At 64.7% G+C, this 11,744-nt stretch carries 10 protein-coding genes; 1 reads left to right on the top strand and 9 read right to left on the bottom strand.

Annotated elements, in window-relative coordinates:
• Positions 1-78: 78 nt before the first annotated feature.
• The 6 genes from NHAM_RS07325 to NHAM_RS07300 form a co-directional block, all read right to left on the bottom strand.
• Positions 79-1,476 (bottom strand): ATP-binding protein, encoded by a 1,398-nt coding sequence (locus NHAM_RS07325; RefSeq protein WP_011509947.1) that lies wholly within the window; start codon positions 1,474-1,476, stop codon positions 79-81.
• On the bottom strand, positions 1,466-2,137 hold the full coding sequence (locus NHAM_RS07320) for a response regulator transcription factor (RefSeq protein ID WP_011509946.1): 672 nt from the start codon (positions 2,135-2,137) through the stop codon (positions 1,466-1,468). Before NHAM_RS07320 ends, NHAM_RS07325 begins: the two co-directional genes overlap by 11 nt.
• A 152-nt stretch (positions 2,138-2,289) precedes the next feature.
• On the bottom strand, positions 2,290-2,541 hold the full coding sequence (locus tag NHAM_RS07315) for a hypothetical protein (RefSeq protein ID WP_011509945.1): 252 nt from the start codon (positions 2,539-2,541) through the stop codon (positions 2,290-2,292).
• A gap of 1 nt (position 2,542) precedes the next feature.
• Entirely contained in the window at positions 2,543-2,938 is a 396-nt protein-coding gene (locus NHAM_RS07310) for a hypothetical protein (RefSeq protein ID WP_011509944.1), read from the bottom strand.
• A gap of 23 nt (positions 2,939-2,961) precedes the next feature.
• Positions 2,962-3,201 (bottom strand): hypothetical protein, encoded by a 240-nt coding sequence (locus NHAM_RS07305; RefSeq protein ID WP_011509943.1) that lies wholly within the window; start codon positions 3,199-3,201, stop codon positions 2,962-2,964.
• A 50-nt stretch (positions 3,202-3,251) separates the two neighbouring features.
• A complete protein-coding gene (locus NHAM_RS07300) occupies positions 3,252-3,914 on the bottom strand; it encodes a glycoside hydrolase family 19 protein (protein WP_011509942.1) in 663 nt (220 codons plus the stop codon).
• 182 nt (positions 3,915-4,096) lie between these two features.
• Here NHAM_RS07300 and NHAM_RS07295 point away from each other — a divergent pair, with 182 nt between their 5' ends.
• Positions 4,097-5,905: a D-glucuronyl C5-epimerase family protein gene (locus NHAM_RS07295; protein ID WP_011509941.1), complete on the top strand. Its 1,809-nt coding sequence runs from the start codon at positions 4,097-4,099 to the stop codon at positions 5,903-5,905.
• 101 nt (positions 5,906-6,006) lie between these two features.
• On the opposite strand, the gene NHAM_RS07290 is transcribed toward NHAM_RS07295, so the two are convergent.
• The 3 genes from NHAM_RS07290 to NHAM_RS07280 are packed head-to-tail and all read right to left on the bottom strand — an operon-like array spanning position 6,007 to position 11,744.
• Positions 6,007-7,437, bottom strand: coding sequence for a DUF2793 domain-containing protein (locus NHAM_RS07290; protein WP_011509940.1), 1,431 nt, complete (start codon positions 7,435-7,437; stop codon positions 6,007-6,009).
• A 6-nt stretch (positions 7,438-7,443) separates the two neighbouring features.
• Positions 7,444-11,298 (bottom strand): baseplate multidomain protein megatron, encoded by a 3,855-nt coding sequence (locus NHAM_RS07285; protein WP_011509939.1) that lies wholly within the window; start codon positions 11,296-11,298, stop codon positions 7,444-7,446.
• Complete coding sequence (locus NHAM_RS07280; protein ID WP_011509938.1) at positions 11,298-11,744, bottom strand: NlpC/P60 family protein; 447 nt, start codon at positions 11,742-11,744, stop codon at positions 11,298-11,300. Before NHAM_RS07280 ends, NHAM_RS07285 begins: the two co-directional genes overlap by 1 nt.

Genomic DNA, 11,744 nt, shown 5'->3' with positions numbered 1-11,744 from the left:
TTCTGCATCCGGTCGCACAGGAGCGGGCAATTCGGGCGGGACTGCGGCGGTGCAGCCAGCAAGCTGGGGGCCAACGCTTCATGCCGCCGGCAGCACCAGTTCGGCCCGCAGGCCGCCGATCGGCGCCGAGCCGAGCGTCAGGCTGCCGTCATAAAGGGCGGCGAGATCGGTGACGATCGACAGCCCCAGTCCCGATCCCGGCTTGGTCTCGTCGAGGCGGCGGCCGCGCTGCGAGGCCTGCATCCGCTCGGCGTCCGACAGTCCGCTGCCGTCGTCGTCGACGACGATGTGCAGCATCGCCGGCCCGGCTCCAGCAACCGGAGGCACGGATACCTTGATGAGCACCCGCGACCGCGCCCACTTGCAGGCGTTGTCGACGAGGTTACCGGCCATTTCCTCGAGATCCTGGCGTTCGCCGCGAAATTTCGCAGCAGTGCTGGCATCGACAGCGATGGCGATGGCGCGGTCGCGGTGAATCTTCTCCATGGTCCGACGCAGCGCCTCGATGACGGGCGCGACATCGGTCACCGTTGCAACCACGGTGAGCCGCGCGGCGATGCGGGCGCGCTCCAGATGATGGACCACCTGATTGCGCATCACCTCGGCCTGTTCGAGCACCTTCGCGGCGAAGGGATCGCGCTCGCGCGCGTTGGCTTCGTTGATGATGACCGAGAGCGGCGTCTTGACCGCGTGCGCGAGGTTGCCGACATGGGTGCGGGCGCGCTCGACGATCTCGCGGTTGGCGTCGATCAGCGCATTGGTCTCGCGGGCGAGCGGCGCGATCTCGACCGGAAACTCGCCCTCCAGCCGTTCGGCGCGGCCGGACCGGATGTCGGCGATGGCGTCTGAAATGCGTTTCAGCGGAGCGAGACCGAATCGCACCTGAAAGATCGTGGTCAGCACCAGCACGATCGTGAGCGCGGCAAACGTGCCGCCAAGGTAATAGTCGAAGGTCCGCGTTTCATCGAAAATCTCGGTGGCGTCTCCGGCCACGGTGACGCGGAACTTGCCGTCGGTGCCGAGATCGACCGGCCGCTCCACCATGCGCAGGGTCTGCCCTTCGGGCCCGTCGACATAGCCGACACGGACCCCCGACGAGGAGAGCTCGATGCCCTGATCCTCCAGCTTCGGCAGCTTCTTGTCCCACAGCGAGCGGGACGCGCGAATCTCTTTCTTCTCCGGATCGGTGCGGACGATCTCCCAGTACCAACCCGACAGCGGCAGATCGAACAGCGGCTCGCCGAGCGACTGGAACTGGCGATCGAGCGGCTCGTCCGGCGTCGCCACTTCGGCGATCAGGGTGCGGAGATAGAGATTAAGGCGGCGGTCGAAGGCGCGCTCGGACGCCGAGCGATAGACCGACGACAGCACCACGCCGGTGATGAGCAGAATAACCACCACCCAGGCGGTCGCGGACAGAAACAGCCGCGTTGCGAGCGAGTTCGAGCGGCCGCCCCGAAACCGCCTAGCGCGCATCTGTCGGCGGCGTCAGCAGGTAGCCGAGCCCGCGGACCGTCTGGATGATATCGACGTCCAGCTTCTTGCGGATGCGGCCGACAAAGACCTCAATGGTGTTGGAGTCGCGATCGAAATCCTGATCGTAGAGATGTTCGACCAGTTCGGTGCGCGACACCACCCTCCCGGTATGATGCATGAGATAGGCCAGCAGCCGGTATTCATGCGATGTCATCTTGACCGGATTGCCGCTGACGCTGACGCGCCCGGTGCGGGTATCCAGCGTCACCGGCCCGCAGGACAACTCAGATTGCGCATGTCCGGTGCTCCGCCGCAGCAGCGCGCGAATCCGCGCCAGGATCTCCTCGAGATGGAAGGGTTTTGCGACATAATCGTCGGCGCCGGCGTCGAACCCCTGCACCTTGTCGCTCCAGCGATCGCGCGCTGTGAGGATCAGCACCGGCATGGTGCGGTCATTGCGCCGCCAGGCCTCCAGCACCGAAATACCGTCCATCTTCGGCAGGCCGATATCCAGCACGACGGCGTCATACGGCTCGCTGTCGCCGAGGAAATGTCCCTCCTCGCCGTCGAACGCACGGTCGACCACATAGCCGGCGTCGGTCAGCGCCGTCGTGAGCTGACGATTAAGGTCGGGATCGTCTTCGACGACGAGAAGGCGCAAGGCGGGCTCCGCTGATTCCAGCTTTATTCGCCAAGATGAACCGTCATCGTGTGAATGGCAAATGAACGCCAGAGCCCGCTTATGTCATATTTTATGCTGCGGACGCACCGCCTCGGGGTGGACCTCCGGGCCTGGGCCTGCCCCTCGCGGCGTCAGGTCGTGGTCGAGCCGTCGTCCGGCGGCAGCGGGCTCAAAAACTCGTCGCTCGCCGCGTTGATCCGGGCCAGCACCGCGTCGATCTGCTCGGGCGTGGCGTTGTTGCCGCCGATCAGACCGGCGATGGCCTGGACGTAGGGGATCGACGAGACCACGCCCTGCTCGATCGCGGGCGCGACCTTGACAATAGCGCTGACGATGGCTTCGGCGGCCGCGAGGCCGGCCGCGATTTCTGCTGCGGTGACCATATTACTGCGCTCCCGATATGAGGACTTGCTGGACGCCGATCAGCGCCGACCGCGCCGCCGAGAGCGCGTTGGTGATATCGACGGATGGATAGGCCTTCTGCAGCGCGACCAGATTGTTGACGGCGAGGCGCGCCTTGCGCATCGCCGCCTGCACCCTTTCGATCACCGACCGCCTGGCGCAGATGTTGGCCGCGCCCGGCTCGGTGCCGGTCCGGCAAAGCGGCAGCGCCTTGTAGGCATTGGCGGCGTTCACCGCGACGCCGTAGGCGTTCTCGATGCCGTAGATCGTATTGAGCGCAACCGACGTGTTCAGATTCAGCGACGGCGGCGCGGCGGTCTGGCAAGCTGCCAGCGCCAGACCGGAGACGACCGCTATCGCGGCGACAAGCTTTCGCATGAGAACTCCCTGTTGTTCGTGAGTTACTTGACCGCGCCGGTCGCGGCGCTGACGGTCGGCACGTCGGGACGCGCGGCCGTGACCGAGGGGACCGCCCTGGTGTTGGCCTTGACGTAGAGGCCCCACGCCACGGTAAAGAGCGTGCCGATCGCACCGATGATGCCGGTCACCTGATCGGAGGTGACCCATCCCTTGCCGGTGGCGAAGCTGCCGGCCGCGATCAGCAGGTAGCGCACGACCTGCCACACCGAATCCGATGTCATGTTGTATCTCCAACTATGCGTGTTGATTGCGCGAGACCGTCGCGCGGCGGTCAGATCGTCAGCGCGGCTTTCCATTTCGAAAGCCACGACTTGCGTTGCGGCAGCCCGACGAACCCGCCGTTCAGCCGCTTCGTGACGCCGCGCACGTCGTCTTTCCGAGCGAACGGAAGGCATCCGCAGTTGACGAAATCGGCCACGCCGCATTCGAGAAAATGACGGGGATCGTTGACGAGATCCGGATAGGCGACGACATCGAGGCCGGTTGCCGCTGCCAGCCGCCGATAACCGTCGCGTCCCGTCGTTTGAACGGCGCCGCGGCCGCGGAAATTCCAGCCGTCGTCGGAGCCGGGGCGATTGCCCATGCGGCCGTTGTAGACCTTGTTGGCGAGCGCGCGCGGATTGTGCGCGTAAGGAGTGGCGCTGGCGGTGGTCGAAAAGCGCGACGGCCACACCTGCGTCATGCGGGCCGCCGAATAGTTCAGGTTCTCGATCACAGCGGTCCCGGCCCCGCATTCGTGGCTGATCTGGGCCATGACGTGCGCAATCAACAGCGGCGTGGCGATTCCATATTTGTCGAACACGGCGGGCGCCGTCGCCGCCATGCCCTCGATCAGCCCGGCGATCCTGCTGTCGCCGCGCGGCCAGAGCCGCCGCAGCACCGCCTGGAAATCAGGCATAGCGGGAGCGCGCGCGGCCGGGGCTACGTTGGGCATTGGATTGGTCCTTTTGGGATGTTTACGACAGGATGCCGAGAGTCTAGGTTCGCGACCGGGTCGCCTCACGAATAACCGCTTGCAGCAGCGCGATCTGATCAATCGCGTTGCGGCCCATAATGGGGGGCAGCAAGCCCGAAACGATTTCTTGAACTCGGGGCTAATCGAGGCGGCCTGTCGCGATGGGACGCACGCAGCGGACATCACTCCATTGCAGCGACTACCCGACCATCAATCATTGGACCCAAGCGCTGGGCGGGCGCGTTGCATTAGAACCGGACACCAACTACTGTTCAAAAAAAAATTTCAATTTCGGGGGTTTTTACTTGTTCAGAATGATTGCCGCGACATTTGCGACGATATCGTTGATGTTTTGCACCAACGATGCTCACGCTCAAGCATCTCACCGATCTGAAATTCCGGCTTCGGTCCTGAACCATGCTCCGGACGTGATTGGGCCTCTCATCTTCCGCCCGCGTGATACGGTTAAAACCGATTGGCAGGCTCTGATTACGAAAGGTAGTCCGCTCACCTTCTCCACCCGGCTGCTTGCTCTCATGTACGCATTTCACGCTTCACGCGATCCGCATATCCGATCGGACGTGGCTGAGGGACTCGATATCTTGCTTAATCGCTGGCCCAGCGTGACCCGCGAGGGAAAGCTTTTTCGCTGGAACTATAATCAGACATACGAATCCCATGCGCCCGGCTGGTGGTCAGGAATGGACGGCTTTCTCATGCCAGTTGTTTTTCTGGCCGCGTTTGAGACGTTCGAGGATGCGAAGTATGTTGATCTTGCGCGGAAATCCCTGGAGTCGGCCTTGTTGTCGCCGACCGAGGGCGGCTCGATGTGGCATTCTGCGGATGGATGCTGGATATCCGAGTATTCATGGCAGGGAATGAATGAGAGCGACGAGTTTTATGTCTTGAACGGTCATCTCTATGGCCTCGAAGCATTAAAGCTGGCTGCCATTGCGTTCAAAGACGAAAGATATGAGGAGGCCTTTCAATGCGGCCTCAAGGGTACGATGGCCCGAGCGGACCGCTTCGTGACGCCCGACTGGTCGCTCTACATGCTCAACAAGCCGACGATCGACCCACCTCACTACGTGATCTTCGAAACCTCGCAATATCGCGCCCTCTCGCAACTGACGGGCATTTCATTCTTCTCAGACGAGATGATTCGAAGGCAACGGGTTCTGAACAAGCACTACGCACCATTCATCACAGAGGACGGGACCATCATATTGTCGCGCATCGGCGCTCCTCACCCTTATCAGATCGACATTTATCGAAACAGACTCACATGCACACTGGAGAACGGATCGGAATGGAGCGCCACGTCCGTTTCCGATGAAGCGCCCATCAAGCGAGGCTTCATTACGGAGAAACCGCCGGCACAACCAAGGCACTGTTCATTGGCCGCGCTCACTGGAGTGGGAATCGACGTTGTCCTGTACGAGAACAGCTCCGTTCAGCCCGCGGCCGGGCATCCGCAAGCCATTGAGACCAGCATTGATACCGACTACGACGCGTCGGACAAATCCGGGAGAACCGTTACAGTCTCTCCGAGCAAGAGCGACCCCGCCAATCCCGACAATTATCGCAGCAATTCAGCAAAGATCTCTCTTGTGGGAGATTTTCCCATCACCAATTCAGGCCTGTTCGGCATCGAGCTTGGGTCCGAGCGACGGTCCTCCATTGGAGTGACCCTTGTCGATGAGAAAGGCAACGAGTCCTTCCGTTACTATCCGGCCCTGCGCGCTGAGCAGAAGACGCTGGTGCTGCTTTCGAAGATCGGTTTTCCCGGCCATGAAAAGCTTCACAACAAGATCAAGCGCATCGATGTCTGGCTATATACGGACACCGGCAACATGACCGATCAATCTGATTTCAAAATCGATGTCGGCAACGTTGTCACGTTCGCAAATCCCTTGCAGCTACGCAAACACATGGCGGCCTCTAACTTTCAGCTTGAGATCGAGCCATAGCTACCGGACTGTCAGATAATGTCCCGTGCGTTCGTGCGGAAATATCAACGTCACCAGGGCCTCGAAGCGCGACACCACGCACGTTGCGCATCTCACGCATTTCACACAAACTGCCCGCCGCTCGCGGTCGAGCCCGCCGCGTTGCCCGGCAGCGTGCCGCCCGATGAACTGATGACGCCGTTCGAGATCGCCGAATAGCGCGTGCCCGTGGCCGCGCCGCTATAGGTCACGCTGCCGCATTCGATCACGCCCGCGCTGGTGGCGATGGCGAATTGCGAACTGAACGCCGGCGTGCCGGTCAGGGTGATGGTCACGCTCGGGGAATAGATCAGCCCCTGGTACGAGACGTTCCAGTGCCGTCCCGCGCCGCCGGATATCGCATAGTTGCCGACCACGTTGACGGTGGCACCGAGCGCGGCGCGGATATGAACACCGGCCGCCGCGCCGAAGTCCACGTTCGCAAGTTCCACATAGGCGCCCTTGCCCTGAACGTTGAGCGCGTTGCCTGATGTCGCGGTCTGGATCTTCAGGCTGTTCAATTGATAGGACCCGGCGAAGCCGACGCCACTGAAGGCATCGGCGCCGGTCACGCTGATGAACGTATTGGATGGCGTCGTCGCGTTGCCTTTGATGATGACACGACCCGCGCCGGTCAGGGTTTTGAAGACCACCGCGCCGGTGTAGGTGCCGTCCGCAAGCTGAACCGTCACGTCGTGGATCGACAGATCGATCGCCGCGGCGGCATCGATCGCCTTCTGGATGGTCAGAAACGCGCGCCCGGAGCTGTTCGACAGCCCGTCATTGCCGTCGCTGCCGTCGGTACGGACGTAATAAATGCGGTTTGCCGCCAGCACGTCGCGCGGGCCGCCATTGACGGGAAACGACACCCGCCCGCTGGCCGCATCGAACACCATGGCCTCGAGCCAGTTCGATCCGTCCGCGGACACCTTGAGCTTGAATGCGTCGGCGCCGACCAGGCCGAATTCCGCGCGGCCCGAAAAATTGTCCGAGAAGAATATCGAAGCCGTATTGGCGGGGCTTTCCTTCGAGACCTGAAGCCGCATGTCGCCGGTGCCGCCGTCGGCGGCGTCGATGGCGGCAAACAGCGCGGCATTGGATGTGACGCTGAGGAGATTGGGACTGCTGGCAGCGGTATTGACGCCGAAATGCGCCACATTATCGAACGGCGCCGTGCCGCCCACGCTCTGCCAGGCTGCGCCGTCGAACACGAACAGACTGCTGTCGGCCGCCGACCAGATGCACCATCCCGTCTTCGGCGCGAGGAACGCCCAGGCGCCGTCCTGCCAGGTCGCGATTGTATTATCCCGCCCGGCCCACGCGCCGGTCGCGCCGCTTGCGACAACATGCCGTTCGCCGCCCGCCGGAGTGGATGGCGGCGCGGAGAGCGTCAGATCGAGCACGCCGATCTGGATCGCCGCGTCGAGAATGCGCAGCGCCTCGTTATGAGTGACGTGCTTCTGGGCCTGGCTGCCGTCGATGTACGGCAGCCCGAGATTCGCTGTATCTGTCATGGCAACTCAGAGGGTAAGAGTAAGCTCAGTGGGATGACCGGCGCCGACGGTTGCGGAGACCTGCGCGACGCGAAGGTGCAGGCTGCCCTGCGGCGTGCCGAAATCCGCCAGTTCGTCGGCATCGGCGTAGAACGCTTCCGGTGTGCTGCACGCGATGCTGCGCACGATCGTGCCACCGGAGAAGACGTCGAGCGTGTAGGCCTCGCTATCTTCACCGAGAGGCACCTCGACGCCCCAGCCGTCGCCGTCGATGCGGGTCCGGCGAATCCACGAGATGCGAACGCCGCCGCTCTCGCGCAACGCCTTGACGTGCACCGGCGACAGCGGCAGCAGCGCGGTCGGACGCGGCGTCACCGTCAGCGCAACGGCGGTCGGATCGTCATGGTTTCGTCCGGCGGCGGCAAGCCGCACCAGGATCGGACGACCCAGCGCATTCAGTCCGCGCGACAGCGGCACAAGATGCGTATCGAGCAGCACGAACGGCGCGCCCGCCGGCAACACATCGGCGATCGCGTATTCGCTGCCGGCCTGCCCGCGCAACAGGCGCGATAGCCTATAGGTGCCGCCGTCCACCAGCTCCGCATTGGCAAACTGCAGGATTTCCCACTCCCCGTCAGTGGTCCGCACCGCCGCCGCGTTGGCGCCCCCGAGCACGCGGGCATCGCATACCGACGTCAGCGCGCCGCCGTAGAGGCGGACGCGGACGGTGTTGCCGCGATCCCATCGCCCGGCCGGACCCGCCGGCAGCGGGTCGAGCGTTTCGCCTGATGTCGCGGGCACTGGGGCGATCGCGGCCGGCTGAAAACTCGCGCCGTCCGGCGAAGTCCAGACCGTCACCGATATCGGCCACGGACTGGCGAAGACAGCGAGCCGGGTCAGGATCGGCGGCTGCGAAGAGTCGATGGTCGGCAAATCGAGCACCGCCGCCTGAACCGGCCCGAGCGCCGCCGGTATCGCCGGCCGCGTTTGCCGTGGCGTCGACAGCGGCACCGAAAACACCTCGGGATCGATGCTGCGCGCCGTCACCTGCCGCGCTTCGGCATCGACCGTGGCGTCGATCTCGAACAGCCGCCGCCGCCCGTTGATCGTCACCGCGATCACGTCGCCCGGCGTCAGCGACAGGCATTGCGGCCCGAGCGAAAACGCGGCGCTTTCGCGGCCCGCCCACAGGTCCTGCAGCCAGACCTCGGCCCGCCGCGACATCGCGGCGTCGTCGCTGACGACCGCGAGAGCGGAGTGAACGCTCCGGTTCGATCCACCCGCCAGCCGGCGCGACGTCACCGCAGAGCGTCGGTAATCCACCGTGCCGTCGGTAAAGCCGAAACCGGCTTCGCGCGGCAGTTCGGTTTCCTGCGCGCGCGTCAGCCGCGCCGGCGCGCCATCGTCCGGCAGCACCAGGTCGTCCTCGGCGAATTCGGCGACCGGCACGCCGCCGCGCGAAACGAAGCGCAGCGTTCCGTCGGCGGCGGTCGCATCGAAGGCGTAGGCGCCGGCGAGCGGTTCTATCATGGCGCGCGGCGACATCGGCCGGTCGATCACGTAGCCGTCGCAGCTCTCGCGCAGCGCCGAGGTGTCGGCACCGGTGACGCCGCAATCGGCGAGCAGCGCCTGCACCAGCGCGTCCATCGGCGCAGTGCCGAGACGGCCGGTGAGCCAGTGCCCGGTCCGCCAGTTCGGCCCGTCGCTCCAGACATCGGTCGCGGCGGGAAACGCCGGATAGGGCCGCGCGTCCCAGGTCCACAGATGGATCGCGGACGGCTCGATCATGCGCCGGCCATAGACTGGCGAGACGGGATTATCGGCATCCGCCGCGCCGAACGAGGGATCCAGTTTGCCGAGAAAGGCTTGCAGATAGCGGCGCTGTATCAGGTCGTCGCGGCTGCCGCTGGAGAAATACGGCAAGTGGTTCTCCGACGATTTCGGATCGGGAAACACGCTCGGCTGGTTGGCGCCCTTGTCCACCGCCGGACAGCCGACCTCGGTCAGCCACACTGGCTTGCCTTGCGGCACCCACGCGGTCGGGCTTGCGAGTTCGACGCCACCGACGCGCTCGTAATGCGCCGACGACCACCACGCCTTGATGTCCTTGACGCGGAAGGTCCACGGCTTGCCGAGGCCGTCGGTGATCGGCGTGCGGTTTTGCGCGGCGCGCGCGGCGTCATCGGTGTAGTACCAGTCGAACCCCTCGCCGCCGTAAATGTTATCCGCGAGATAGCCGACGTCATAGGTCGAAGCCGCAATGCTCGCATCGAGATGTCCGGCCTCGTCGCGCCAGTCCGCGAGCGGCGCATAGTAGTCGATGCCGACGGCATCGATCGCGCCGGACGCCCACAGCGGATCGAGCGGAAAGCGCACTTCTGAAGCGCCGGCATCGACGACATCGGCGCCGTACTCGGTCCAGTCCGCGCCATAGGTCACGATCGTCGAGGAGCCGACGATGGCTTTCACTTCAGCCGCGAGCGTCACCAGCGCATCGACGGCAGGATAGACGCCGGAGCCGGAGCGCACGCGCGTCAGCGACCGCAACTCCGATCCGATCATGAAGGCATCGACGCCCCCGGCCGAGGCGACCAAGCTCGCATAGTGCAGGATCATGCCGCGATAGTTCCAGCTTCCGCCGGAGAAAAAGCTGCCAACCTGCGTCGCCGCCGCCGCCGTGCCTTGCGGCGAGCCCGCCCGCCCCGGCGCGGGATCGCAGGTGATGCGGCCGCGCCATGGATATGGCGGCTGCGACGATGCCCCGCTCCACGGATCGCTCAGGCCGTTTCCGGCTGGAATATCCATCATGATGAAGGGATAGAACGTGACCTTGAGACCGCGCGCCTTCAGCTCCGCAATCAGGTGCCTCACGCTGTCGTCGGACGGCGTGCCGCCGAAGGCCGGTCGGCCGTCGACCTGCGACACCACATAGGCGCTCCCCCGCGTCACGCCGGCCACCGACCAGTTGCTGCCGCGCGTGACCTTGCTGGCGCTGTCGGCGCCGGGACGAACGAGACAGCTTCCGGCGCGCAGATCGGAGCCGAACCACGCAACGACCACAGCCACGCGCTCAAGATTCGGACACACGCCCTGAAGATCATCGAGCGCCGCGATCACGTCAGATTCGGCGTTCGGCACGTGACGGTTTTCCGGCGCCGACTGACCGGGGCCGAGCGACTGCACGACAGCGGATGGCTCGTAGCCGAATTCGGTGGTGCCGGGGATCAGCGTCACCGCGCGCACCATCCGTTCGAGCTTCCCTATGGGGCGGATGATCTCGAACGAAAGCTGCGGAATACGATTGCCGAACTTCGCCAGCGGCAGCCGCTCGAACACGATGTAGGCAAGTCCGCGATAGGCCGGCGCGTTGCCGGCGCCTTCTTTTGCGACGATCAGATCGTCCGGGGCCTGATCCTCGGTGCCGCGATGAACGCGAAGCGTCAGGCCGGAGAGATCCAGCGGACTGCCGTCGGCCCAGATCCGCCCCACCCGTCCGATCACGCCTTCGCAAAGGCCGACCGCGAAGTTGGCGAAATAACTGTAGGTGGTGGTCGTCGTGCTCGGTCCGCTGGACAGGCCGCCCTTGCCGCCGGACGACGAGGTTTCGCTGCTGACGACCTCTTCGAGCTGCGTCGCCCAGATCACCTGACCGGACAGCCGCGCGCGGCCGTAGACACGCGGAATCGGCGCGCCTTCGGTCGAAGCCATCACGTCGAGATCGGCGAGCCGAGGCCCGACCACATTCTGATTGCCGGGTCCGAACAGCTTGCGGTCGACGACGTTGCCGACCAGCGCGCCGGCGATGCGGCCTGCGATCGCGCCGGCCGGACCGAACAACGCACCAGCCGCGCCGCCCGCGACGGAAAGAACCAGCGCTGCCATCAGGCCAAAACTCCCGGAAAACGAAATGCGTAAGCCAGCCGTCGCCGCCACCACGGCGCCAGCGCGATCTCGCAAACAGCCGCGCCGTCGTGCGCATGAATCATGGTGCGTTCGCTCGATGCGATCGCGACATGCTTGGCGACGAAACCATCGCGCCAGCGGAACAGCAGCACGTCGCCCGGCTTGAGGTCGTCGCGCGCGACGGGAATGAGATGGCGCAGCGCCGCCGCCGCCAGCGTCTCGTCGCCTTTTGCTTCGGCCCAGTCCGGCGCATAGGGCGGCGGCGCTTCCGGCTCGTCCCCGATGCAGTTGCGCCAGACGCCGCGCACGAGGCCGAGACAGTCGCAGCCGATACCCTTGAGCGAAGCCTGATGGCGATAGGGCGTGCCGATCCACGCGCGGGCTTCCGCGACGACGGCCGCGCGGGTCGTATGTGGGAATGTCAC

Origin of the sequence: Nitrobacter hamburgensis X14 (assembly GCF_000013885.1) — a bacterium.
Taxonomy (GTDB): Bacteria; Pseudomonadota; Alphaproteobacteria; order Rhizobiales; family Xanthobacteraceae; genus Nitrobacter; species Nitrobacter hamburgensis.
The sequence above is the reverse complement of the archived record's forward strand: the minus strand, read 5'-3'. Positions and strand labels throughout refer to the sequence as shown.